Origin of the sequence: Trinickia diaoshuihuensis, from assembly GCF_003390925.1 — a bacterium.
GTDB lineage: Bacteria > Pseudomonadota > Gammaproteobacteria > Burkholderiales > Burkholderiaceae > Trinickia > Trinickia diaoshuihuensis.
The window spans coordinates 90,245-113,311 of record NZ_QUBS01000018.1 but is presented as its reverse complement, the minus strand read 5'-3'; the positions used below and the strand labels follow the sequence as shown (position 1 = coordinate 113,311).

General features: G+C 65.8%; 21 protein-coding genes, 1 tRNA gene and 1 riboswitch. Of the genes, 18 read left to right on the top strand and 4 right to left on the bottom strand.

All coding sequences use genetic code 11. The features are described 5' to 3' along the window. Window positions 1–293: 293 nt before the first annotated feature. The 3 genes from DXT59_RS04160 to pepN all read right to left on the bottom strand — a co-directional run bounded on the left by DXT59_RS04160 (window position 294) and on the right by pepN (window position 4,323). Window positions 294–369: transfer RNA gene (locus DXT59_RS04160), tRNA-Thr, on the bottom strand. Window positions 370–429: 60 nt separating this feature from the next. Then, window positions 430–1,446 (bottom strand): class 1 fructose-bisphosphatase, encoded by a 1,017-nt coding sequence (locus DXT59_RS04155; RefSeq protein ID WP_116135659.1) that lies wholly within the window; start codon window positions 1,444–1,446, stop codon window positions 430–432. A gap of 183 nt (window positions 1,447–1,629) precedes the next feature. Continuing rightward, window positions 1,630–4,323: an aminopeptidase N gene (gene pepN, locus DXT59_RS04150; protein WP_116135658.1), complete on the bottom strand. Its 2,694-nt coding sequence runs from the start codon at window positions 4,321–4,323 to the stop codon at window positions 1,630–1,632. Between the two features lie 198 nt (window positions 4,324–4,521). Between pepN and DXT59_RS04145 the strand changes: the two genes are divergently transcribed. Then, window positions 4,522–5,214 (top strand): DUF4136 domain-containing protein, encoded by a 693-nt coding sequence (locus tag DXT59_RS04145; RefSeq protein ID WP_116135727.1) that lies wholly within the window; start codon window positions 4,522–4,524, stop codon window positions 5,212–5,214. Window positions 5,215–5,217: 3 nt separating this feature from the next. Here DXT59_RS04145 and DXT59_RS04140 read toward each other — a convergent pair whose 3' ends face one another. Continuing rightward, window positions 5,218–5,790: a TMEM165/GDT1 family protein gene (locus tag DXT59_RS04140; RefSeq protein ID WP_205417369.1), complete on the bottom strand. Its 573-nt coding sequence runs from the start codon at window positions 5,788–5,790 to the stop codon at window positions 5,218–5,220. Between the two features lie 55 nt (window positions 5,791–5,845). After that, window positions 5,846–6,060: riboswitch (yybP-ykoY riboswitch) on the bottom strand. Window positions 6,061–6,462: 402 nt separating this feature from the next. On the opposite strand from DXT59_RS04140, the gene DXT59_RS04135 reads away from it, so the two are divergent. Genes DXT59_RS04135 through DXT59_RS04055 form a run of 17 tightly spaced genes read left to right on the top strand, consistent with a single transcriptional unit; the run spans window position 6,463 to window position 23,046 of the window. Further along, complete coding sequence (locus DXT59_RS04135) at window positions 6,463–7,155, top strand: beta-ketoacyl synthase chain length factor (protein WP_116135725.1); 693 nt, start codon at window positions 6,463–6,465, stop codon at window positions 7,153–7,155. Further along, window positions 7,152–7,958, top strand: a complete 807-nt coding sequence (locus DXT59_RS04130; RefSeq protein WP_116135657.1) for a lysophospholipid acyltransferase family protein — start codon at window positions 7,152–7,154, stop codon at window positions 7,956–7,958. Before DXT59_RS04135 ends, DXT59_RS04130 begins: the two co-directional genes overlap by 4 nt. Next, a complete protein-coding gene (locus DXT59_RS04125) occupies window positions 7,933–8,232 on the top strand; it encodes a phosphopantetheine-binding protein (RefSeq protein ID WP_116135656.1) in 300 nt (99 codons plus the stop codon). Before DXT59_RS04130 ends, DXT59_RS04125 begins: the two co-directional genes overlap by 26 nt. 3 nt (window positions 8,233–8,235) lie before the next feature. Continuing rightward, a complete protein-coding gene (locus DXT59_RS04120; protein WP_102646180.1) occupies window positions 8,236–8,481 on the top strand; it encodes an acyl carrier protein in 246 nt (81 codons plus the stop codon). Window positions 8,482–8,485: 4 nt separating this feature from the next. Beyond that, complete coding sequence (locus DXT59_RS04115; RefSeq protein ID WP_116135655.1) at window positions 8,486–9,109, top strand: COG4648 family protein; 624 nt, start codon at window positions 8,486–8,488, stop codon at window positions 9,107–9,109. Further along, complete coding sequence (locus tag DXT59_RS04110) at window positions 9,106–10,800, top strand: ApeI family dehydratase (RefSeq protein ID WP_420823357.1); 1,695 nt, start codon at window positions 9,106–9,108, stop codon at window positions 10,798–10,800. Before DXT59_RS04115 ends, DXT59_RS04110 begins: the two co-directional genes overlap by 4 nt. Further along, on the top strand, window positions 10,797–12,515 hold the full coding sequence (locus DXT59_RS04105; RefSeq protein WP_116135654.1) for a glycosyltransferase family 2 protein: 1,719 nt from the start codon (window positions 10,797–10,799) through the stop codon (window positions 12,513–12,515). Before DXT59_RS04110 ends, DXT59_RS04105 begins: the two co-directional genes overlap by 4 nt. Further along, complete coding sequence (locus DXT59_RS04100) at window positions 12,502–14,112, top strand: HAL/PAL/TAL family ammonia-lyase (RefSeq protein ID WP_116135653.1); 1,611 nt, start codon at window positions 12,502–12,504, stop codon at window positions 14,110–14,112. Before DXT59_RS04105 ends, DXT59_RS04100 begins: the two co-directional genes overlap by 14 nt. After that, window positions 14,113–14,535, top strand: a complete 423-nt coding sequence (locus tag DXT59_RS04095) for an acyl-CoA thioesterase (protein ID WP_116135652.1) — start codon at window positions 14,113–14,115, stop codon at window positions 14,533–14,535. It abuts the gene before it with no gap. Beyond that, the gene (locus tag DXT59_RS04090; protein WP_116135651.1) at window positions 14,532–15,206 is read left to right on the top strand and encodes an outer membrane lipoprotein carrier protein LolA; all 675 of its coding nucleotides are present in this window, start codon (window positions 14,532–14,534) and stop codon (window positions 15,204–15,206) included. The genes DXT59_RS04095 and DXT59_RS04090 overlap by 4 nt, the downstream gene beginning before the upstream one ends. Before the next feature lie 2 nt (window positions 15,207–15,208). Continuing rightward, complete coding sequence (locus tag DXT59_RS04085) at window positions 15,209–17,659, top strand: MMPL family transporter (RefSeq protein ID WP_116135650.1); 2,451 nt, start codon at window positions 15,209–15,211, stop codon at window positions 17,657–17,659. Further along, complete coding sequence (locus DXT59_RS04080) at window positions 17,656–18,834, top strand: beta-ketoacyl-[acyl-carrier-protein] synthase family protein (RefSeq protein WP_116135649.1); 1,179 nt, start codon at window positions 17,656–17,658, stop codon at window positions 18,832–18,834. Before DXT59_RS04085 ends, DXT59_RS04080 begins: the two co-directional genes overlap by 4 nt. Before the next feature lie 60 nt (window positions 18,835–18,894). Further along, window positions 18,895–19,368, top strand: a complete 474-nt coding sequence (locus tag DXT59_RS04075) for a hotdog family protein (protein ID WP_116135723.1) — start codon at window positions 18,895–18,897, stop codon at window positions 19,366–19,368. Continuing rightward, on the top strand, window positions 19,365–20,096 hold the full coding sequence (locus DXT59_RS04070) for a 3-ketoacyl-ACP reductase FabG2 (RefSeq protein WP_116135648.1): 732 nt from the start codon (window positions 19,365–19,367) through the stop codon (window positions 20,094–20,096). The genes DXT59_RS04075 and DXT59_RS04070 overlap by 4 nt, the downstream gene beginning before the upstream one ends. Then, complete coding sequence (locus tag DXT59_RS04065) at window positions 20,096–21,322, top strand: beta-ketoacyl-ACP synthase (RefSeq protein ID WP_116135647.1); 1,227 nt, start codon at window positions 20,096–20,098, stop codon at window positions 21,320–21,322. The genes DXT59_RS04070 and DXT59_RS04065 overlap by 1 nt, the downstream gene beginning before the upstream one ends. Further along, complete coding sequence (locus DXT59_RS04060; RefSeq protein ID WP_116135646.1) at window positions 21,319–22,560, top strand: beta-ketoacyl synthase N-terminal-like domain-containing protein; 1,242 nt, start codon at window positions 21,319–21,321, stop codon at window positions 22,558–22,560. The genes DXT59_RS04065 and DXT59_RS04060 overlap by 4 nt, the downstream gene beginning before the upstream one ends. Window positions 22,561–22,614: 54 nt before the next feature. Further along, on the top strand, window positions 22,615–23,046 hold the full coding sequence (locus DXT59_RS04055) for a hypothetical protein (protein WP_116135645.1): 432 nt from the start codon (window positions 22,615–22,617) through the stop codon (window positions 23,044–23,046). Window positions 23,047–23,067 lie beyond the last annotated feature (21 nt).

Sequence of the window (23,067 nt, the reverse complement as noted above, 5' to 3'; positions counted from 1 at the left end):
CACGCGCTCGAGCAGTAAGCGAGTTGCATACCGGTATAGCGAAAACTTCTCTCGCCGGAAATTGTCGGGTTCCACGATTGAAGGTTAGAGTCGTAATGATAGAGAGGTGATTACCTGGACTGAAGGACTGGTCGTTTTATCAGACTCGTCCTATTTTGCCCCGATCCGAGGCTGACTATGGGAGGTTTGCTAGCCGATTGCAGCAAACACATGACGACAGAGTTGGGTGCCTGCGCCGACCCACAAAACAAAAAGCCCAGTCACGAGGACTGGGCTTTTTGCTTGAATCTTTGTGGTGCCGGAAAGAGGAATCGAACCCCCGACCTTCGCATTACGAATGCGCTGCTCTACCGTCTGAGCTATTCCGGCATCAACATCAGAGAAACGCGATTATAGCGGCACTTTTTCGAGGTGCGCAAGCCCCTCGCATCATTTTTTTTCTTCGTGGTGATAGCGCGTCACGCGATCGACTTCGTTCTTCGAACCGAGGAACACCGCCACGCGCTCGTGCAAGCTCTTCGGCTGGATGTCGAGGATCCGTTCGACGCCGTTCGTGGCCGCGCCGCCCGCTTGCTCCACGATGAACGCCATCGGGTTCGCTTCGTACATGAGCCGCAGCTTGCCCGGTTTGTCCGGCGTGCGCTTGTCGGCCGGATACATGAAGATGCCGCCGCGATTCAAGATGCGGTGCACGTCCGCCACCATCGACGCAATCCAACGCGTGTTGAAGTCGACCCCGCGCTCGCCTTCCTTGCCCGCGAGCAACTCGCCCACGTAACGCTGCACAGGCTCGTACCAGTGACGCGCGTTCGACCCGTTGATCGCGTATTCGCGCGTGTCTTCGGGAATCTGCAAGTTGTTGTGCGTGAGCACCCACGAACCCAGTTCGCGGTCGAGCGTAAAGCAGTTCACGCCGTTGCCCGTCGTCAGCACGAGCACCGTTTGCGGACCGTATACGGCATAGCCGGCTGCCACCTGCTGCCGGCCCGGTTGCAGGAACGATGCCTCGGTCGCTTCCTGTCCGTCCGGGCAGCGCAGGACCGAAAATATCGTACCGATCGAGACGTTGACGTCGATGTTCGACGAGCCGTCGAGCGGATCGAACACGAGCAAGTACTCGCCGCGCGGGTAGTTCGACGGAATCGGAAACAGCGTCTCCATTTCCTCCGATGCCATCGCGGCCAGATTGCCGCCCCACTCGTTGGCATCGAGCAGAATTTCGTTCGAGAGCACGTCGAGCTTTTTCTGCACCTCGCCTTGGACGTTCTCGGTTCCCGCCGTGCCGAGCGCCTCGCCCAGCGCGCCCTTGCTGACGTGATAGCTGATCAGCTTGCAGGCGCGCGCGACGACTTCGATCAGCAGGCGCAAATCGGCCGGCAGATTGTTCGTTTCTCGCTGCTGCTCGATCAAGTATTTGGTTAGGGTGGTGCGACGTTGCAAGGACATTGCGGTGCTCCGAAAGCATGGGAATCCGACGATTTTACCCGCGGCCCGTGACTAGGCTTCGCGTTTTTGTAAGCGTTCGTACGATCGCCGCCGATCGGAAGGCGCCGAGCGAAAGCCGTGCACAAATGCAAAACGGCGCTTAAGCGAGTGCCTAAGCGCCGTTTTTGCTGACGATCGCGTGGGTTAAGCGAGCGCTTTTTCGACGATCTCCCGCACGTCGCGCGACTTCACCTGCGTCGCCACGCGTTCAAGCGCTTCGCGCATCCGTTCGCGCAAATCGGGCGTGTAGCGGCGCCACATTTCGAGCGAGCGTGCGAGCCGCGCGGCCACTTGCGGGTTCAGCGCATCGAGCGCCACGACTTGCTCGGCCCAGAACGCGTAGCCCGAACCGTCGGCCGCATGGAACTGTGCGGGGTTCGCCGCGCAGAAGCTGAAGATCAGTGAACGTGCGCGGTTCGGATTGCGCAGCGTGAACGCCGGGTGCGCCATCAGCTTGCGGACGATCTCGATCACGGGGCGCTCGGCGGTGCCGCGTTGTGTAGCCTGCAGCGCGAACCACTTGTCGATCACGAGCGGCTCTTGCTCGAACCGGCGATAGAAGTCGTCGAGCGCCGTCTGGGCCACACCGGCACCGGCCGTGACCGACGCCGCCAGCAGCGCGGCGAGGGCGGCCGCACGATCGGTCATATTGTTGGCCTCGCCATACTGCGCGGTCGCCAGACGGATCGCGTCGGCCGGATCGTCGAGTTCGGCCAGATAAGCGAGCGCGAGGTTCTTCAATCCGCGATGTCCGGCCGCTTGCGGCGTCGGCTCGTACGCGCCCGGCGTGGTGTGCCGCTCGTAGATCGCCAGCCATTCGTTCTTGAGCGCGCTCGCCAGCCGCTTGCGTGCGAATTGGCGCGCGGCATGCACGGCCGCGGGATCCGCTTGCGCCATCTGCTCGGCCAAATACGCTTCGGACGGCAGCATCAACGCCAGTTCGCGGAAGGCGGGCGAGAGCGATTCGTCGGTCAGCACGCGGCTGAACGCGGCGACGGTCGAGTCGTCGAGCGCGAGCGGCTCGCCGGCTTGCGCGCGGGCAGCCAGCGCAAGCAACTCGCGCGTGGCGAGCCGTTGTCCCGCTTCCCAACGATTGAACGGGTCGCTATCGTGCGCGAGCAGAAACGCGAGTTCATCGTTCGTGTAGTCGTACTCGACGATGACGGGCGCCGAGAAGTTGCGCAGCAGCGAGGGCAGCGGCGGCTCCTTGACGTCGACGAACGTGAAGGTTTGCTCGGCTTCGGTCAGTTCGATGACGCGCGTCGTACCCGTTGCTGCCGCCTCGCCTTCGAGACGCAGCGCGATATCGCGGCCCGCGCGGTCGATTAAGCCGATCGCGAACGGGATCAATAGCGGTCCCTTTTGCGTTTCGCGCGCCGCCGGCGCCGCCTCGCCATAGCGCTGAGCGAGGGTCACGCTATAACGCTGCGATGCGGCGTCGTAGGCGGTGCGCACCGCGACGCGCGGCGTGCCCGCTTGGCTATACCAGCGCTCGAATTGCGTCAGGTCGCGTCCATTGGCGTCCGCCATCGCATTGCGGAAATCGTCGCACGTGACCGCTTGGCCGTCGTGACGCTTGAAATACAGGTCCATCCCGCGCCGGAATCCGTCGCGGCCGAACAGCGTCTGGTACATCCGCACGACTTCGGCGCCTTTCTCGTAGACGGTCAGCGTGTAGAAGTTGTTGATCTCGACGTAGCTTTCGGGCCGCACGGGGTGGGCCATCGGGCCCGCATCCTCGGCGAATTGCATTTGGCGCAGGACCCGCACGTCTTCGATGCGCTTGACCGCGCGGGCCGTCTCGTCGGTGGCGCCGCCTTGCATATCGGCCGAGAACTCCTGATCGCGGAAGACCGTCAGCCCCTCCTTGAGGCTCAACTGGAACCAGTCGCGGCAAGTGACGCGGTTACCCGTCCAGTTATGGAAGTACTCGTGGCCGACGACGGCCTCGATATTGCCGAAGTCGGTATCGGTCGCGGTCTCTTGGTTGGCCAGCACGTACTTCGTGTTGAAGATGTTCAAGCCTTTGTTTTCCATCGCGCCCATGTTGAAGTCGCTCACGGCGACGATCATGAAGCGGTCCAAATCGAGTTCGAGGCCGAAGCGCTCTTCGTCCCAGCGAATCGAGTTGATGAGCGAATCCATCGCGTGACGCGTCTTGTCGAGGTCATGCGGCTCGACCCACACCTGCAGCAGTTTTTCCTTGCCTGAGCCCGTGCGGATGCGTTCCTCCAATGCGACGAGCTTGCCCGCGACGAGCGCGAACAAATAGCTCGGTTTCTTGAACGGGTCTTCCCACTTCGCGAAGTGGCGGCCGTCGGGCAAATCGCCTTGCTCGATCAGATTGCCGTTCGAGAGCAACACCGGATACGCGGCCTTATCGGCGCGCAGCGTGACCGTGTAGACGGCCATGACATCGGGGCGGTCGAGGAAGTAGGTGATGCGGCGGAACCCTTCGGCTTCGCACTGGGTGAAGAAGTTGCCGCCCGATACGTACAGGCCCGAGAGCGTCGTGTTCGCGCCGGGGTTGCAGGCGCTCTCGATCGTCAACGTGAAGGTGTCGGGCACGTCGGCGATCGTCAAGCCATGCTCGTGCGCACGCACCGCGCCGGCGGGCAGCGTGTTGCCGTCGATCGCCGCGCTCACGAATTCGAGCGCTTCGCCCATCAGTTCGAGCGGCGCGGCCGCGGCATCGGAATTGCGGCGCAGTCGCATCGTGCTTTTGACGATCGTGCGTTCGGGCACGAGGTCGAATTCGAGCGAGACGGAGTCGACGAGGAACGCGGGGGCTGCGTAGTCGGCCCGGCGGATCACAGCGGGATTGACGGTATCGGACATGGCGGATGGATGAAAGAACCGGTTTCGGCTCGCGTGCCCGGGTAAGGGCTTGCAGCGAGGGTAGTCGCCCATTGTACAAAGGCGCGCGGATCTATGCCTAAAACGGCGTCGCGCTTTGGAGTCGGGGCTCGGTCGGCGGTATCATCGGCCATGCGCGCCACGAGCGCGGGGGTTCACGAGATACGCGAGGACAAGAATATGAAGTGGGAGCGAATTTGGCGGGTCAGCGCGCCGGCGATCGCGGCGGCGGCCGTGTTGCTGTCGGGCTGTACGACCTACGTGTCGAGTCAGGTCACCGCTTTCTCCAACTGGAGCGGCAGCGATGCTACGCGAACCTATGCGTTCACGCGTACGAGCGAGCAGCAAAACAGTATCGAGCAGGCCACATACGAACAACTCGTCGCGAACGAATTGGAGCCGTACGCATTTCGGCAGGTGCCGAGCGCGCAGGCGCACTATCTCGTCGGCCTGACTTATTCGATCCATGGCGACACGGTCGCGGTGACCCAGCCCGTCTTTTACGGCGGTCCGTGGGGCGGTCCCTTTTGGCGTCCGATGGGGCCATGGGGGCCGTACGGACCTTTCCCGCCCGATTACGTGACGCAAACGTACCCCGTATTCACGCATACGCTTGCGATCCGAATCACCGAACGGGCGACGGGTAAAGAGGTGTACAACGTGACGGCGCGCAATACCGACGACGAGTCGTCGCTCGTGCGGGCCATGCCGTATCTCGTGCGCAGCGCGCTCGCCGACTTCCCGCTCGGCAACGGCACCGTGCGGACCGTGCGCGTGCGTTACGACAAGCGTCCCGCACAACTGACGAACGAGGTCCCCGTGCCGCAGCCGGCGGCGAGCACCCCGCAGGGCGCGAGCGCGCCGGCGCGCTAATCGCTAGCCGCCCGCGCGCAGGAAGGCCAGCGCGCCCAGAACGACGAACAAGACGGCGGCGACGGCGTGGACGGCCTTGGTCGGCAGTTTGTGCGCGAATCGCTCGCCGAGCAAAATGGCCGGCACGTTCGCGAGCATCATCCCGAGCGTCGTACCGGCGACCACGCCGAAGAAGTCGTGAAAGCGTGCGGCCAGCGCGACGGTCGCGATTTGCGTCTTGTCGCCCATCTCGGCCAGAAAGAACGTGACGATGGTCGTACCGAACACGCCCAGGTGGCTGCGGCTCACCTGGGTGTCCTTCGGGTCGAGCTTGTCCGGCACGAGTACCCACAAGCCCATGACGACGAACGACACGCCGAGCGCCCAGCGCATGATCCCCGGTGTGATGAGGGCCCCGAGCCATGCGCCGATGGCGCCCGCGCACGCGTGATTGACGAGCGTGGCTGCGAGCACGCCGAGCATGATCGGCACGGGTTTGCGATAGCGCGCGGCAAGGACGAGTGACAGGAGTTGAGTCTTATCGCCGATTTCGGCAAGCGCGACGGCGCCCGTCGAGACTAGAAAGGCTTGTTCCACGTGATGATCTTCCTCGGGCCGAGATGTGAGCGAGCGACGATCCATCGCGCGGCCGGGCCCTGAAAGCGGCAGCGCGAGGATCATCGGTCTCGCCAGGCCCAAAGGCTGCGTCCGCCATGGCTCGCCTGGAGCCAAGTGTGTTGACGGACGCCCCCGCGCGACATGCGTGCTGCGAAAGCGAACCCATGACGGAATCGCGGGCGGTGGCCGGCGTTCGGCAACCTTGGCGCAGACGATGCGGCGGGGCGGCTACTCCCCAATGAGGGGCGGATTCTAGCACAAGCAAGCCTGGATGGAAGAGGGGATTCGCCCGAGCGAGCGAGCGAGCGCCTGTCGGCGAAGTCCGCATCGAGCGGGTTTGCGTGACTCGGGGCCGAAACGCCCGTCCGTCGCAATCGTCGCAAGAATGCTACGTCTAGGCGCAACGCTGTTTTTGGTATGGAATTTTCAGTAACATTACGCACGGCGGTTTCCGGGACGTCTGAAATTCAAACGAAAAATAACTGTAAGGTCTTTGCTAGGATGCAAAGACTGTAGGGTTATGCCCGGGTAACGACAACGAAGAACATTGACCAACTCGGGGTGTGGTGCGCGGGGGTGCCGAAGGGGCTTTCGTGGTTCGCATCTTTGCATCGGGCGACCGGTGATTTTGATTCGAAGACGAATAACGAAATGCTCGATTTGCGCTGGACCATTCCAGTTGCCCGGTGGTCCGCGTTGCCCGCCGGTGCGACAACTCCTCCCGAGGTGAAATTCATCGACCCGCTCGTGCGGCGTCGGCTCAGCACCCTTTCCAAGATGGCGTTGAAAGTCGCGCACGATTGCGCGGCCGACCTGGAATCGGTGCGTCTCGTGTTCGCTTCGCGTCATGGCGAATTGCGCCGCACGACGAGCATGCTCGACGACATCGTCGCCGATCAGCCTGTATCCCCCACTGCGTTCAGCCTGTCCGTGCTCAACGCGATGACGGGCATCTTCGGCATTGCGCGTGGCGACCGCGCGCCCGCGACGGCCATATCTGCCGGCGCCGAAACGCTCGGCTATGCGCTGCTCGAAGCGCATGCGCAATACCGTGCCGATCCCCGCACGCCCGTGCTCATGGTCTATGCCGACGAACCCGCCGATCAACGTTACGGCGCCGTCGACCATGAGATGCCCGCCGGCGCGCTGGCCATCTTGCTCGATCGCGATGCCCCGGATCGACTCGAATGCACGGCCGGTCCGGCGCTTGCTGGGGAGCCGGCACCGGCGCATGCGACGCAAGGCGAAGCATTGATGCACGGCTTGGGCGCGCGCGCGGCCGCGGCTTGGCAAGGACTTGGCCGCCGCTGGCAGTGGTCGTTGCATGCGGGTGGTCTGCAATGAGCGTGTCGGCGATGGCGCGTATCGGCCGGATGTGGCGCCTCGTGGCCACCGGCGCCGCATTTACCGCGTTCGGTATCTGCGGCCTGTCGTTTTCGGTCGTCCTCTTTCCGTTCGCCTGGCTGTGGCCGCATCGCGCGTCGAGCCAGCGCGTCATCGCTTCGCTCATTCACCACTTCTTTCGCGCCCTCGTGGCGCTGTTGCAGGCCATCGGCGTCATGACGATCGAGGCAAGCGGGGTCCGGGAGATCGGCGCGCGCGGCCCCTCGATCATCGTCGCGAACCACCCGACGTACCTCGACGTCATGGTTCTGCTCGCGCTGATTCCGCGCGCCTGCTGCGTCGTCAAGAACGTGCATTGGAGCAATCCGTGCTTTTGGGGCATCGTGCGCGCGGCTCAGTACGTGAGTAACGCCGATCCGTCCGAACTGGTGGAGGCCGGTGCGCGCCAGCTTGCCGCCGGCTATACGATGATCATTTTCCCCGAAGGCACGCGCAGCCCTGGCGGCGATCGTCTCCATCCATTTTCGCGCGGCTTCGCCCACATGGCGCTGCGCTCTGGCGTGCAAATCCGGCCCGTGCTGATCGACTGCGATCCGCCCGCGTTCACGAAGCGCATGCGCTGGTATCACGTGCCGTCGCGGCCGTTTCACATGCGCATCGCCGCGCTCGAGCCGCTCGCGCTCGAGCGTTTCGCGACTCCCGATACGCCTCACGCGGCCGCCGCGCGCGTCGTCGCCCAAGCCGTTCAAGTACATATCACCGAGCATTTGTTTCAGTATGGATTCTTTAAAACTAGAAATTAAGCAGTTATTGATCGAGGCGCTGGACCTGGAGGATTTACGTCCGGAGGACATCGACGACGACGCGCCGCTGTTCGATGCGGACGGCGTTGGCCTCGACTCGATCGATGCGCTCGAGATCGGCATCGTGCTGCGCAAACACTATGCGTTGACGATCGCCGCGAACGACGAGCGCACGCGTGAATATTTCCGATCCATCAACACGCTCGCCGCGCTCGTGCAAAGCCAGCGAGTAACGGCACATGCCGATAGCGACACCGCAACGCAAGGGGAGTAAACCGTGACCGATATCGAAATTCTCGAGCGCATTCGCGCCATCTTCAGCGAAAATTTCGCGATCGAGCCGGAGCGCGTGACGCCCGACGCCCACCTGTTCGAGGACCTCGATCTCGACAGCATCGATGCCGTCGATCTCGCGATCAAGCTCCAAGAAATGACGGGGCGCCGGATCAAACCCGAAGAATTCAAGACGGTGCGCACGGTCGGCGACGTGATCGGCGCGGTCGAATCGCTGCTGGCGGCCTGATTCGATGCAGGCGGCTCCGACTCGCGCGGCACCCCAGGCGTCCTGCGCGCGCCTGCGCGCGGCAGCGAGCGTGGCGTTGAAACTCGCCTACCCGGTCGTGATTCTCGCGTTCTTGCGCATCGGCTCGCCGCGTTTCATCGGCGTCGCCTTGCTCGCGCTGCTCTGGCTCCAACGTTGGCTCGGCGCCGGCAGCATCGGCGCGCTGCTCGCGAAATTCACGCGTTTAGAGTGGGCCGCGGCGCTTGCGATGACCGGCTTGTCGGCGGCCATTGCCGTGACCGACAGCGAAGCGTTGCTGCGCGCTTATCCGATCGTCGTCAACGCGTCGATGTTGGTCGCGTTCGGCGCCACGCTCGTCGGCGGCGGACCGTCGATGGTCGAGAAGTTCGCACGCGTGCGCCGGCCGGAACTCGACGCGCGGGCCGTGCGTTACACGCGCCGCGTCACGCAAGTGTGGTGCGTGTTTTTCGCGATCAACGGCGCGGTCTCGACGTTATGCGCGCTCTGGGCTTCGCGCGCGCTGTGGGCGCTTTATAACGGTCTCATCACTTATCTATTGATCGGCGTGCTGATCGCAGGGGAAATCGCTTGGCGTCATGCGTTCGTTTTGCGGGAGAAAACGCGTTGAACGCGTCGTTCGTCGCATTGCACGCGTTACCGTGGGCACCGCGTGAGGAAGGCGCGGCGCTGTGCCTCGATGACGCTCGCACGCTCGATTTCGGCGCGTTCAAGCGGCGCATGGCGGCCTACGTTAGCTGGCTCGAGTTGCAAGCCGGGCAGCGAATCGCGCTCTGTCTCGACGATCCTTTCGAGTTTGCCTGTGCCTTGTTCGCGGCGCTCGCGTGCGGTAAGGAGCCGATCGTCCCATCGACGTCCACGCCCGCGTATTTGGCGATGCTGGGCCCGTGCTACGACGTCTTGCTGACCGCAGCCGAATTGCCGGTCGTCGATGCCTGCGTCGAGGCCCAAATGTACGGCCGCGGTATCGACCCGAACGCGCCGCTCACGCTGTACACCTCGGGCAGCAGCGGGGCACCCAAGCCCGTGCGCAAAAGCCTCGCGCAGTTCGATGCCGAAGTGCGCACGCTCGAGATGCAGTGGGGCGCCATGCTCGGCCAGGCACCGATGCTCGCCAGCGTGCCTCATCGGCACATCTACGGTCTGCTCTTTCGCGTCTTCTGGCCGCTGGCCGCGGGCCGCGCGTTCGATCGGGCAAGCTGCGCCGAGCCGCTGCAATTGCAAGCGCGGCTCGAACGCGTCGGCCGCGCGGCCGTGGTCTCTAGTCCTTCGCATCTGGATCGCTGGCTCGCCTTGCCGGGCTTCGATGACCTGTCGCCGGTCCCGTGCGTCTTTTTCTCGTCGGGCGGCCCGCTCGGCGAGGAGACGGCGAACGTCTATGCCGCGCGGTTCGGCGCGGCACCCGTCGAGATTTATGGCAGCACGGAAACGGGCGGCATCGCTTGGCGCCGCCGCGATCTCTCCGATGCTTGGCAGGCGGTACCGCGCGCCGAACTGAAGTCCGATGCCGACGGCGCCCTCGTCGTGCGCTCGCCGCATCTCGGCCATGACGGCTGGCATCGCACGGACGATGCCGTTTCGTTCGATGAAGACGGCCGCTTCCGCTTGAAGGGACGGCTCGATCGCGTCGTCAAACTCGACGGCAAGCGCGTCTCGCTGCCCGAGATCGAGGCGCATCTCGCGCGTCATCCCTATGTATCGCAGGCCGCGTCGATCGTGTTGCCCGGCGTGGCGCGCGAGCGGCTCGGCGTATTGGCCGCGCTTACGCCCGAGGGCGGCGCGGCGCTGCTCGAAAGCGGGCGCGTGGCTTTAGCCAAGGCGCTGCGAGCGCACTTGGGCGAGTATGTCGATGCGGTCGTGCTGCCGCGCCGCTGGCGCTTTTGCGCGGCGCTGCCGTTCGATGCGCGCGGCAAATTGCCGGCCGCCGCGGTGGCCGCCGCGTTCGATGCGCGTCCGCAGGGGATGGAAGTGCTCGCGCAATACGCGCACGAGGGCGTGCTTCACTACGAGCTGCGCGTGCCCGAGACGCTCGTGCACTTCGCGGGGCATTTCCCCGGGCTGCCGATCTTGCCCGGCGTCGTGCAAATCGATTGGGCCGTGCACTTGGGCGCCGAACATTGGCCCGAGGTTCGCTCGATGCGGGCCGTCGAACGATTGAAGTTCATGGCGCCCGTGCCGCCCGGTGCGATTTTGCATCTGACGCTCGCGCATGACGAGGCGCGTCGCAAGATGCGCTTTGCGTTCCGTCTGGGTCAGCGCGACAGCGCGTCGGGCGTGATCGCGTACCAGGGGGCGGCATGACCCTGCGGGCGTCGATCGTCATTCCGATCTACAACCACAAGGACGAGATCGGCGGCACGCTGGCGCGGCTGATGCCGTACGGCTTGCCGATTTTCGTCGTCGACGACGGGAGCGACGAGGCCACGCAAGCGGTGCTCGCCGAGCTGGCCGAACGTTTCGCGCCGCAAGTCGCGCTGTTGCGTTTGCCGCGCAACGGCGGCAAGGGCGCCGCGGTCATGGCGGGGCTCGTCGCTGCACGCGACGCGGGTTTCACGCATGCGCTGCAAATCGATGCGGACGGCCAGCACGACGCGGCCGATGTGCCGCGATTCCTCGACGCCGCGCGAGCGGCCCCCGATGCGGTCGTGCTCGGCCGGCCCGTGTATGACGACACCGTCCCGAAAGCGCGGTTGTACGGCCGTTATTTGACCCATGTCTGGGTGTGGATCGAGACGCTGTCGTTCGCGATCCCCGATTCCATGTGTGGGTTCCGTCTGTATCCGCTCGATGCCGCCTGCGCGCTGATCGAAACGGTGAAGCTGCCCACGCGTATGGATTTCGACATCGAAATTCTCGTGCGCCTGTCGTGGCGCGCACTGCGCTTCGTGACGATTCCCACGCGCGTGACTTATGCCGCGGGCGGCCTATCGCATTTCGACGTCGTGCGCGATAACGTGCGCATCAGCGGCAGCCATGTCCGTCTCGTCGCGGGGATGCTCGCGCGTTTGCCGCTTCTGCTTGCTCGCAAGGTGTTGCCGCGCTCGGATAAGCGCCAGGCCGATGCCGGCGGCCGGGCCGGCTGGTGGCGTATCGCCGAGCGCGGCAGCCGCACGGGGATGCGCTTGCTCGCGCTCAGTTGCCGGCTATTCGGTATGCGCGTGACGCGCCTTTGGCTGCATCCCATCGTCGCTTATTTCGTGCTGACGGGGCGCGCGGCCCGTGCGCAATCGCGGCGTTATTTCGAACGTCTTCGCGAGAGTTCGCCCGAGCGCGCGACGCCGCCGCCCGGTTGGCGCTCGGCCTACCGCCAAATGTTGGCTTTCGCCGAAGCGGGGCTCGACAAGCTCGCCGCGTGGACCGGGCGCTTGCAGCATGAAGGTATCGAATTCGACGATCCATCGGCATTCGACGCGCTCGTCGCGAGCGGCAAGGGCGCGCTCGTCATCGGCGCGCATCTCGGCAATCTGGAGATGACGCGCGCGCTGGCGGTCCGCGGCTCGCGCGCGAAGGTCACGGCGATCGTCTATACGGAGCACGCGCGCCGCTTCAATAGCGTGCTGGCCGGCGCCCATCCCGATTTCGCGAGCCGCATGGTCGAGGTGGCCGATTTCGGTCCCGAGACGGCGATGCTGATGCAAGAGCGGATCGACGCGGGCGAGTTGCTCGTCATCGTCGGCGATCGCGTGCCGGCGCATGAGTCGGGCCGCGTCGTGCAAGCGCCGTTTCTCGGCGCGCCGGCACCGTTTGCCCAAGGGCCGTATGTGCTCGCGCATGCGCTCGGCTGTCCCGTGTACCTGTTCTTTTGCTTGAAGGAAGCGAGCGGCCATCGGCTGTACTTCGAATCGTTCGCCGAGCGCATCGAATTGCCCCGGCGCGAGCGGGCGGCGCACCTCGCGGCACACGCTCGCCGCTATGCGGAGCGTCTCGAACACTACTGCCGGAAGGCACCGTTTCAATGGTTCAATTTTTTCGATTTCTGGGCGCGCCCGAGTGGAGAAGGCAATGGCCGAAGATGATTTGACCGCGCGTCGCAGCGCCTCGGGTGTGCGAGGGTCGAGCGAAACCGTGCGGATCGGCGGGCGCAGGCTCACGATCGAGGACGTGTCCGCGGTTGCCTGCGCGCGCGCCGGCGTCGAATTGAACGGCGATCCCACGTGGCGCGCGCATATCGAACGCGGCGCGGCGTTTCTGCGCGCGCGGCTCGATGCGGGCGCGACCGTCTACGGGGTCAACACCGGCTACGGCGACGCCTGTGTCGTCGGCGTGCCGCCGGAGCTCGTCGAGGCATTGCCGTTGCAGTTGACGCGCTATCACGGCTGCGGCATGGGACGCTTGCTGGAGCCCGCCGAGACGCGCGCCGTCGTCGCCGCCCGGCTCAACTCGCTCGCCTACGGGTATTCGGGCGTACGCATGGTATTGCTCGAGCGGCTTGCCGACCTGATCAACTTCGATGTCTTGCCGCGTATCCCGGCCGAGGGGTCGGTCGGCGCGAGCGGAGATTTGACGCCGCTGTCGTACGTCGCCGCCGCGCTCGTCGGCGAGCGTGAGGTTGCCTTCGGCGGACAGGTGCGCGCGGCGAGCGAGGTCTGGTCCGAGCTCGGTCGCGCGCCGTTGCAACTCGCGCCGAAAGAGGGCCTCGCGTTGATGAACGGGACGGCCGTCATGACGGGGCTCGCCTGTCTCGCGTTCGTGCGCGCCGCGCAACTGACGCGGCTCGCCGCGCGCTTGACGGCGCTCAGCACCATCGCGCTGGACGGCCGCGCCGCGCATTTCGACGCCACCATCTTCGAGGTCAAGCCCCATGCCGGACAGGCGCAAGCCGCCGGTTGGATTCGCGACGATCTCGCCGGGCGCGAGGATACGGCGGGCCAACGCTTGCAGGATCGCTACTCGATTCGTTGCGCGCCGCACGTCATCGGCGTGGCGCAAGACGCGCTGTCTTGGGTACGGCGCGACGTCGAAAACGAACTGAACAGCGCGAACGACAATCCGCTGATCGACGTGGACGGCGAGCGGATCTTGCACGGCGGCAATTTCTACGGCGGGCACATCGCATTCGCGATGGATGCGCTCAAGACCGCCGTCGCCAATCTCGCCGATTTGATGGATCGGCAGTTCGCCTTGATCGTCGACGACAAGTTCAACAACGGTTTGCCGCGCAACTTGTCGGGTGCCAGCTCGGCGCGTGCGCCGATCTGCCATGGCTTCAAGGCGGTGCAAATCTCGTCGTCGGCTTGGACGGCCGAGGCGCTGAAGCTGACCATGCCGGCCAGCGTGTTCTCGCGCTCGACGGAGGCGCACAACCAAGACAAGGTCAGCATGGGCACGATCGCGGCGCGCGACTGTCTGCGCGTGCTGGAATTGACCGAGCAGGTCGCCGCCGCGCATACGCTTGCCGCCGTGCAGGCCGCGCGGCTGCGCTTGTCGATTACGCCGCGCACGTCGCTCACGGCGCCGTTGGCGACGTTCGTCGAACGCGTGGGCGCGATTTCGCCGTTCGTCGGCGAGGACCGCCCGCTCGAACGGGAACTGCGCGCGCTGACGCAATCCATCGCGGACGGGCAACTCGTCGCGGCTTGCGCGCCGCGCGCGTACGACGAGACGGTGCGCTGAATGGACCGCGATCGCTTACCGCTGACGGCCTGCGCGCGCGTGGAGGTGCCCTTTCACGACGTCGATGCGATGAACGTGTGCTGGCACGGCAACTATCTGAAGTACTTCGAGATCGGCCGCGCAGCGCTGCTGCGCACGTTCGACTACGACTATCCCGCGATGCAGGCGTCGGGCTATCTCTGGCCGATCGTCGAGGCGCATTTGAAATATGTGCGGCCCGCCGTGTACGGTCAGACGCTCGAGGTCCGCACCGAGCTGCTCGAGTTCGAGAACCGGTTGAAGATCGGCTACACGATCGTCGACGTCGCGTCCGGGCAGCGGCTGACGAAGGGCTATACGATTCAGGTTGCCGTGTGCGCCGCGACTTCCGAGTTGCAGTTCGTCTCTCCCCCGATCGTGTTCGAGAAGTTGGGGCAGCGATGAGAAGCCGCTTTACGCGCCTACTGCCCGTCGCCGCCGCATGCGCGCTCGTATCGCTGACGATCCCCTCGACGACGGCGCTCGCCGCAGCCGCGGTTACGAGCCCCGCCTCGCAGAGCGCGCAGGCCGGGCTCGTCGCGCGCATCACTGCGCAACTGGCCCGCAAAACGGGGGTGCGCGCGCAGTTTCGCCAAACGCGAACCCTGGCGGCCTTGTCGGCTCCGCTCGTCAGCACAGGCACGCTCGTTTTCGTGCGCGATCGCGGCGTGATTTGGCGGACCGACACGCCGTATCGGATCACGTACGTGATCGGCGACGCGGGGGTCGAGAAAATCGATGCGAGCGGCGTTCGTACCACCTCGTCGCGCTCGCGCGGGGGCATCGCTCAGGTATCGCAAATGATGCGGGCGATGCTTGGCGGCGATTTGTCGGCACTGTATTCGCAGTTCGACGTCGCCGCCGACGGTACGCCCGCGAAGTGGCATTTGCTGCTGACGCCGAATCAGCCGCAACTCGCGCAAGCCGTCAAATCGCTGCGCATGGAGGGCGGGGCGTTCCTCAATCTGCTCGAGATCACGTCCGCCAATGGCGATACGACGCGCATCGAGTTTTCGGGCAGCGAGGGAATCGATAGCTTGCCGCCCGCCGAAGCAGCGCTGTTCGGAGCGCACTGACGATGCAAGTCGTGCAACGAGCGCAGTCGAATACACGGTTCCGCGTTTTGCTCGCGTGGGCGATCGTCGCCTGTATCGCGATCGGTTATTGCGCCTGGCGTTTCGCCGGCCCGGCATTCGGCCATGGGGCGTCGCTGCCGCCGCTGCAAACGAATTTGCTCGCATTGCTGCCGAAGACCGAAGCCGATCCGGTCGCGGAGCATGCGCTCGATTCACTCGCCGCGACGATGGGCGAACGGGCCGCCTATCTCGTGACGAGCGGCGACGCGGCGCATGCGAAAGCGGCCGCGCGGCAACTCGGGCAATCGCTGGCGGCAAGCGGCGCCTTTCGCCATGTATTGGCCGAGATACCGCCGTTCGACGTTTCCCAGGTCGCGCGCTTCTACCTGCCATACCGTTTCTCCCTGCTGACGTCGGCCGATCGCGCGGCGCTGACCTCGGGCTCGGCCGCGCTGCCGGCTTTGCTCGCCGAGCGGCTGCTCGATCCCCTGGGCGCGGGGCTCGGTGCGCCGCTGGCCGACGACCCATTTGGTTGGCTGAGTCGCTGGCTCGGTGGGTTGCCGTTGGCGGCCACGAATTTGAGTGTCGAAGACGGCATGCTGGTCACGCATCGCGGGACCGGAACGAGCGTGCTGGTGACGGCCACGCTCCCAGGTTCCGCCTACGAGTCGTCGGTCCAACATGCCGTTCGCGAGGCAACGGCAAGCGCGCTGAGCGCCACGACGCATGCGTTTCCCGATGTACGCATCGTCCGGACCGGGGCGGTGTTCTATGCCGATGCGGCGCGGCGGGCCTCGGAAGAGGACGTGCATCGGATCGGACTGTGGTCGATGTGCGGCATTGCATTGCTGATGTTCTGGATCTTCCGTTCGCCTCGGCTGATCGCGCTGGGGTTCATTTCGACGGCGATCGGCATCGGCTGTGCGCTGGCCGTCACGATGGCCGTCTTCGGGCAACTGCATTTGCTGACGCTCGTGTTCGGCGCAAGCTTGATCGGCGAAGCGGTCGATTATTCGATTCAATACTTTGTCGCCTACTTGAGCGCGGGCCGCGATTGGGACGCGCAGCGCGGCTTGCGCGAGGTGCGTCCCGCGCTGCTGGTCGCGCTCGCGACGAGTTTGCTCGGCTACGCGATTCTCGCTTGGGCACCGTTTCCGGCACTCAAGCAAATCGCCTGCTTCGCGATGGCGGGCATCGCCGCGGCATTTCTCTCCGTTGTTTCGCTCTTGCCCGCGCTGCTTCGGCGGGCGCCGCGCCGTACGCCTGACCATTTGTTTAATGGTGCCGCCCGCCTATTGTCGATGTGGCGCGCCGTGCTCGACGGCCGCCGGGCGTGGATCGCCGCGGTGCTCGTCATTACGGTTGCGTTACCGGGATGGATGCGATTGACGAGCGACGACGACATTCACTTGCTCGTGCAACGTGATCCCGCGCTCGTTGCGCAAGAGCGCGCGGTGCGCGAGGCCGTGGGTGTCGACGACGGTGCGCGCATGTTCGTCGTCAAGGGCGCCACGCCCGAAGCGGTGCTCGAGCGCTGCGAAACGCTGGGCGAGCGGTTGGACGCCGAGCTGGCGGCGCGGCGGCTTTCCGGTTGGCAGTCGATCTCGCAGTTCGTCCCTTCGGCGCGCAAGCAGGCGGCGGATCGCGCACTGCTCGCGGCCACGGCGATGCGCGCCCCCGATGCGGTGCGCGCGGCCCTCGTCGGCGGCGGGTTCCGCGAGGACGCGGCGAATCGATACGTCGATGCTTGGATGCGGCCCAATGCGGCACCGCTCACGCTCGACGCCTGGCTCGCGGCGCCCTGGTCCCAGCCCTATCGTCATCTGTGGCTCGGCGCGGTGCGCGAAGGGCAGGCGACGCAGTCCGCGGCGCTCGGCGCCGCGCAATATGCGGCGATCGTGATGCCGCTCGGCGCGAGCGCCGATGCGTTGCCGGGGTTTGCCGAGTTGGCGCGGACGATGCCGGGTGTCGTTTTCGTGGATAAGGCCGCGAGCGTGTCGCGTCTGTTCGGCGCCTACCGGTTCGATAGCGCGTTGTGGCTCGCGGCGGCATCGGCGCTCGTCTGTGCATTGCTCGCCGCGCGTTATGGCTTGCGTGGCGGCGTTCGCGTCGTATTGCCGGTCGTGCTCGCGGTGGCCGTGGCGCTCGCCGCATGCGGTTATGCAGGCGTGCCGCTGACGCTGTTCAACTGGCTTGCGCTGATGCTCGTGCTCGGCGTCGGCGTCAACTATGCCGTGTTTCTGCGCGAGGGCTGCGCGCGCGAGGGGGCCGATCTCGGTGCCGTGTGGACGGGCGTCGTCTTGTCCGCCGCGACGACGCTGCTCTCGTTCGGCCTGCTCGCGATGAGTGCGATGCCCGTATTGAAAAGCTTCGGCGCGACGCTTGCGCTCGGCATCGCCGTCTCGGTGCTGCTGGCGCCGATCGGCATGCCGCAAGGAGGGGAGCGCCGATGAAGATGCCTCACGTTTATTTGCATAGCCTCGGTATGGTCAATGCGCTCGGCGCGGATACCGAAGCGGTCGCCGCCGCGCTCGCGGCTGGTGTCTCCCCGGGGATGGGCCGCTCGGCGCTCGGCGGCGAATGCGGTTCGTATGTCGGCCGCGTGCAGGCACCGCTCGAGTTGGCGCCGCCGGCGCCGCTCGCCCAATACGATTGCCGTAACAACCGGCTGCTGCTCACGGCGCTTGCGCAGATCGAGCCCGACGTGCGATCCGCCGTGGCGCGTCATGGCGCGGCGCGGGTCGGCGTCGTGCTCGGCACGAGCACCTCGGGCATCGGTGCCGGGGAGGCGGCGCTCGGCGCACGCTCCAGGCAGGGCGGCGACGATGCGCCGTTCGACTACGTGCAGATGGAGATCGGCAGCGGCGCTCCGTTCGCCGCCGCGGCACTGGGATTGCAGGGGCCCGCGTTCACGATCTCGACGGCTTGCACCTCGAGCGCCAAAGCGTTTGCCGCCGCGCGCCGTCTGTTGCAACTCGGCTTTTGCGACGCGGTCGTCGTCGGTGGTGTCGATTCGCTCTGCGAGTTGACGGTGCGCGGGTTCGCGTCACTTGAATCGACGAGCAACGCGCTGACGAACCCCATGAGCGCGAACCGCGCCGGGATCAACGTCGGCGAAGGCGCCGCCGTATTTCTGATGAGCCGCGACGAAGGCCCCGCCCGCCTGGCCGGGGTCGGCGAATCCAGCGATGCGCACCATATCTCGGCACCCGATCCGTCGGGCGACGGCGGCGAGCGGGCGCTGCGCGCGGCGTTGGCCGACGCGGGTATGACGGCGCGTTCGATCGGTTACGTGAACTTGCATGCCACGGCCACGCGCAAGAACGACGAAATGGAGGCGCGGCTGATGGCGCGTGTGTTCCCGGACGGCGTCGCCGCAAGCGGCACGAAGCCGTTCACGGGCCATACGCTCGGCGCGGCGGGTGCGACGGAACTCGGCTTCGCGTGGCTTTCGCTCGTGCGCGAAGGAGCCGGCTTGCCGCGCCATCTGTGGGACGGTGCCGCCGACCCGGCGCTGCCGCCGCTCGATCTGATCGAAGAGCACCGCCGCTTGGGCGCCGGGCAAGCCGTGATGAGCAATTCATTCGCCTTCGGCGGCAGCAACGTGAGCCTCGTGCTCGCGCCATGAACGCATGACGATATTTTGATGACGACGCCGACCTTACCCGATTCCGCCATCGGCGCCCGCATGGCTGCCGGCGCGACCGCCTATCCCCCTGTCGACGAGGTGCTGCCGCACCGGGGCACGATGCGCCTCGTCGATGAAATTGCCGCTTGCAGCGACGAGGCCGTGACCGTGCTCGCGCGCGTCGAGCGCGAGGCGTGGTATGCCGACGCGCAAGGGGCGATGCCCGCGTGGCTCGGTATCGAGTTGATGGCGCAGGCGATCGCCGCGCACGTCGGCCTGATCGCGATGCGCGCGGGCGGCCGCGCGCGGCCCGGGGTGCTGCTCGGCGCGAGCCGCTACGAGGCGTACAGCCCGAGCTTCGCGGCGGGTACGCGTTTGCGCATCGAGGCGAAAGAGCTGCTCAAGAGCGAAGAGGGACACGGCGCCTACGAGTGCACGATCGCCGACGACGATCGCTGCCTCGCCCAAGCGGTCGTCAAGGTGTTCCAGCCGACCGATTTTCAAGCATTCATCGAAGGGAGTTTCAGGTCATGACCAGCCGGCGCGTACTCGTTACCGGCGCAAGCCGCGGCATCGGCCGCGCGATTGCGTCTCGTCTCGCCGCCGACGGCTTCGCCGTCACCGTGCATTGCAGGAGCGGGGTGAACGAAGCCCAGGCCGTGGTTGACGCGATCGTCGCACAGGGCGGCCGGGCCAATCTCGTGCGTTTCGACGTGCGCGACCGGGCAGCTTGCCGCGCGGCGCTCGAAGCGGAAATCGCCCGCGACGGGGCCTACTACGGGATCGTGCTGTGCGCGGGGCTGACGCGCGATGCGGCATTCCCCGCGTTGACGGACGACGATTGGGACGCCGTCATCGAGACGGGCTTGGACGGCTTCTACAACGTCGTGCATCCGTTGACGATGCCGATGGTGCGCGCCAAGCAAGGCGGCCGTATCGTGACGATCGCTTCGGTCTCGGGGGTCATGGGCAACCGCGGGCAAGTCAACTACAGCGCGGCTAAGGCCGGACTCATCGGCGCCACGAAGGCGCTGGCCGTCGAGCTGGCCTCGCGCCGCATCACGGTGAACTGCGTCGCGCCGGGACTCGTCGATACCGAGATGCTCGCTGCCGTGGAGCATATCGAGCACGCGTTGCAGACGGTGCCGATGGGGCGCGTGGGGCGTCCCGATGAAGTTGCCGCGACGGTGGGTTTCTTGATGTCGGACGATGCTTCGTACATTACGCGCCAGGTGATCGGCGTCAACGGCGGGATGATTTGATGAAGCGCGTCGTTGTCACCGGAATGGGCGGCGTGACCGCTTTCGGCTCCCACTGGGACGAGATCGAGGCCGCTTTGCGCGCCGGCCGCAACGCCGTGCGCCGCATGCCCGAGTGGGATTACTTCTCGTCGCTGCATACGCGGCTCGCGTGCCCAGTGCCGAACTTCCAAGTGCCTCCCGAATATCCGCGCAAGAAGACGCGCTCGATGGGGCTCGTCTCGATGTACGCGGTGCGCGCAAGCGAATTCGCGCTGCGCGACGCGGGGCTCGCTGGAGACGCATCGATCGCCGATGGGCGCATGGGTGTCGCGTACGGCTCCTCGTCGGGCTCCGTCCAGCCGATCCGCGCGTTCGGGACGATGCTCGAAACGGGCTCGATGCAGGACGTCACCTCGAACAGCTACGTGCAGATGATGCCGCACACGGCGGCCGTCAATGTCAGCCTGTTCTGGGACCTCAAGGGCCGCATCATTCCGACCTCATGCGCCTGCGCCTCGGGCAGCCAGGCGATCGGTTACGCCTACGAGGCGATCGCGACGGGCAAGCAAACGCTGATGCTCGCCGGCGGGGCCGAGGAACTGTCAGGACCGGCCGTCGCCGTGTTCGACACGCTGTATGCGACGAGCACGCGCAACGACGCACCTGAATTGACGCCGCGTCCGTTCGACGCCGCGCGCGACGGGCTCGTCGTCGGAGAGGGCGCCGCCACGCTCGTACTCGAGGAGTACGAGCACGCACGCGCACGCGGTGCGACGATCCACGCCGAGGTCGTGGGCTTCGGCTGCAATTCGGACGGCGCCCATATGACCCAGCCGACCGCGGCGACCATGGCGCGAGCGATGCGCTTGGCGCTCGACGACGCCACGCTGCCGCCGGAGGCGATCGCCTACGTCAATGCGCACGGCACCTCGACCGATCGCGGCGACGTGGCCGAAAGCGCGGCGACGGCGGACGTCTTCGGCGAGTCGATGCCGATCAGTTCCCTCAAGAGTTACGTCGGCCACACGCTCGGTGCTTGCGGGGCGCTCGAGGCTTGGTGGACGATCGAAATGATGAAGCGCAACTGGTATGCGCCGACGTTGAACCTGACGACGGTCGATCCCGCTTGCGCGCCGCTCGACTACATCATGCAAGAAGGCCGAGCGATCGATGCCGAGTATGTGGCGAGCAATAACTTCGCATTCGGCGGCATCAACACGTCGCTGATTTTCAAGCGTTGCCAATGAGCGGTTCTTTGCGTCCGGACAGTCAACGCGTGGTCGTGACCGGCATGGGGATCGTCTCGTGTCTGGGCAATTCGCTTGCAGTGGTAGCCGACGCGTTACGCGAGGGGCGCTGCGGCATCGAGCGCGTGCAGGCGTGGGCCGAGCGCGGTTTCGCGAGCCAGGTGGCCGGCGCGGCGTCTGTTGCCGGCGAGCCGCCGTTCGCTCGCAAGTTCGAACGCTTCATGGGCGATACGGCGCGCTTCGCATGCCACGCCGCGCGCATGGCGATCGACGATGCGCGGTTGGCGTCATCTAAGCTGCGCTCGCCGAAGGCGGGGGCTGTCATCGGCTCGGGCGCGGGTGCGCTGACCACTTATGACGCGGCGATGGCGCTCGTCGCCGAGCGCGGTATCGAACGCGCGCCGCCGTTCGTCGTGCCGCAGTCGATGAGCAGTACCGTATCGGCGAACGTCGCGCACGTCTTCGGCGTGGAAGGGGTGTGCTACTCGCCTTCGTCGGCATGTACCACATCGGCGCTGGCGATCGGTCAGGCGATGCAATTGATTCAAAGCGAGCGCCAGCAGATCGTCTTGGCCGGAGGCAGCGAGGAATCTCACGAGAACACGGCGTTGATGTTCGACGCCATGGGCGCGCTCTCGCGCGGTTTCAACGACACGCCGCATCGCGCCTCGCGCCCTTACGACGTCGCGCGCGACGGCTTCGTGCTTGGCTCGGGCGCGGGCGTGCTCGTGCTCGAATCGCTTGCTCACGCGCGCGAACGGGGTGCCTCGATCTACGCCGAATTGACGGGCTTCGGCCAGGCCACCGAAGCGCACGCGATGGTCGCGCCCGGCGCCGCGGGCATCGCACGCGCGATTCGCGCCGCGCTCGACGAAGCCGGTACGTCGCCGGCCTATATCAACACGCATGCGCCGTCCACGCCGCTCGGCGATGCGCACGAGCTGGAGGCCTTGTCGGCCGTGTTCGGCGAACGCATGCCGGCGTTCTCGTCGACGAAAGCGCTCACGGGGCACCCGCTCGCCGCGGCCGGCGTGCATGAGGCGATTTACACGCTCTTGATGATGCGGGAAGGATTCATGGCGGGCAGCTCGGGCATCGAATCGCTCGATGCCTGCGCGGCCGGCAGGCCGATCGTTCGAGCGACGCGCGCGGCGCGGTTGAATACGGCGATGTCGGTGTCGTTCGGCTTCGGCGGTAGCTGCGCGAGCTTGATGTTTGGGGCCGTGGGCGGGACATGAAGGGTTTGACGGGGTTCGGCGATTTTTAAAGCGACAACAACGAGGAGTATCGCGATGAAACTGAAACATCTGATGGCATTGACCATAGCGGCGCTCGGCGCGCAAGCGGCCTTCGCCGGTTCGCACACGACGACATATCCGGTCAAGCCCGTGCTCGATGCGCAACCCGCGGACAGCAAGGTCGCTTTTTACTTCGGCGACACGCCGCATGCCGCCGTGAGCGCGCCGCTCGGCGAGAAGACCGAGGGCATCCGTATCGCGCGCAAGACCGACGACGAGACGGCTGCGTGCAATCAGGCGTTGACGCAAGCGCTCGATGCCCTTCGCAAGGATGCGCTCGATAGCGGCGCCAATGCCGTGATCGACATCGAGACGAGCTTCCATCAGATGCATAGCGCTTCCGCCACCGAATTCACGTGCGCGACGAGCTTGAGCGCGGCCGCGCTGAAGGTGCACGGCCAACTGGTCAAGCTCGAGGCGAAGTGATAGCGCCGGGCCAAGGGCTCG

Excerpts from the sequence above, each read along its gene's own strand:
- DXT59_RS04155 (WP_116135659.1), bottom strand. The coding sequence starts at position 1,446 with ATGTCCTTGCAACGTCGCACCACCCTAACCAAATACTTGATCGAGCAG.
- pepN (WP_116135658.1), bottom strand. The coding sequence starts at position 4,323 with ATGTCCGATACCGTCAATCCCGCTGTGATCCGCCGGGCCGACTACGCA.
- DXT59_RS04145 (WP_116135727.1), top strand. The coding sequence starts at position 4,522 with ATGAAGTGGGAGCGAATTTGGCGGGTCAGCGCGCCGGCGATCGCGGCG.
- DXT59_RS04135 (WP_116135725.1), top strand. The coding sequence starts at position 6,463 with ATGCTCGATTTGCGCTGGACCATTCCAGTTGCCCGGTGGTCCGCGTTG.
- DXT59_RS04130 (WP_116135657.1), top strand. The coding sequence starts at position 7,152 with ATGAGCGTGTCGGCGATGGCGCGTATCGGCCGGATGTGGCGCCTCGTG.
- DXT59_RS04125 (WP_116135656.1), top strand. The coding sequence starts at position 7,933 with ATGGATTCTTTAAAACTAGAAATTAAGCAGTTATTGATCGAGGCGCTG.
- DXT59_RS04115 (WP_116135655.1), top strand. The coding sequence starts at position 8,486 with ATGCAGGCGGCTCCGACTCGCGCGGCACCCCAGGCGTCCTGCGCGCGC.
- DXT59_RS04105 (WP_116135654.1), top strand. The coding sequence starts at position 10,797 with ATGACCCTGCGGGCGTCGATCGTCATTCCGATCTACAACCACAAGGAC.
- DXT59_RS04100 (WP_116135653.1), top strand. The coding sequence starts at position 12,502 with ATGGCCGAAGATGATTTGACCGCGCGTCGCAGCGCCTCGGGTGTGCGA.
- DXT59_RS04095 (WP_116135652.1), top strand. The coding sequence starts at position 14,113 with ATGGACCGCGATCGCTTACCGCTGACGGCCTGCGCGCGCGTGGAGGTG.
- DXT59_RS04090 (WP_116135651.1), top strand. The coding sequence starts at position 14,532 with ATGAGAAGCCGCTTTACGCGCCTACTGCCCGTCGCCGCCGCATGCGCG.
- DXT59_RS04085 (WP_116135650.1), top strand. The coding sequence starts at position 15,209 with ATGCAAGTCGTGCAACGAGCGCAGTCGAATACACGGTTCCGCGTTTTG.
- DXT59_RS04080 (WP_116135649.1), top strand. The coding sequence starts at position 17,656 with ATGAAGATGCCTCACGTTTATTTGCATAGCCTCGGTATGGTCAATGCG.
- DXT59_RS04075 (WP_116135723.1), top strand. The coding sequence starts at position 18,895 with ATGGCTGCCGGCGCGACCGCCTATCCCCCTGTCGACGAGGTGCTGCCG.
- DXT59_RS04070 (WP_116135648.1), top strand. The coding sequence starts at position 19,365 with ATGACCAGCCGGCGCGTACTCGTTACCGGCGCAAGCCGCGGCATCGGC.
- DXT59_RS04065 (WP_116135647.1), top strand. The coding sequence starts at position 20,096 with ATGAAGCGCGTCGTTGTCACCGGAATGGGCGGCGTGACCGCTTTCGGC.
- DXT59_RS04060 (WP_116135646.1), top strand. The coding sequence starts at position 21,319 with ATGAGCGGTTCTTTGCGTCCGGACAGTCAACGCGTGGTCGTGACCGGC.
- DXT59_RS04055 (WP_116135645.1), top strand. The coding sequence starts at position 22,615 with ATGAAACTGAAACATCTGATGGCATTGACCATAGCGGCGCTCGGCGCG.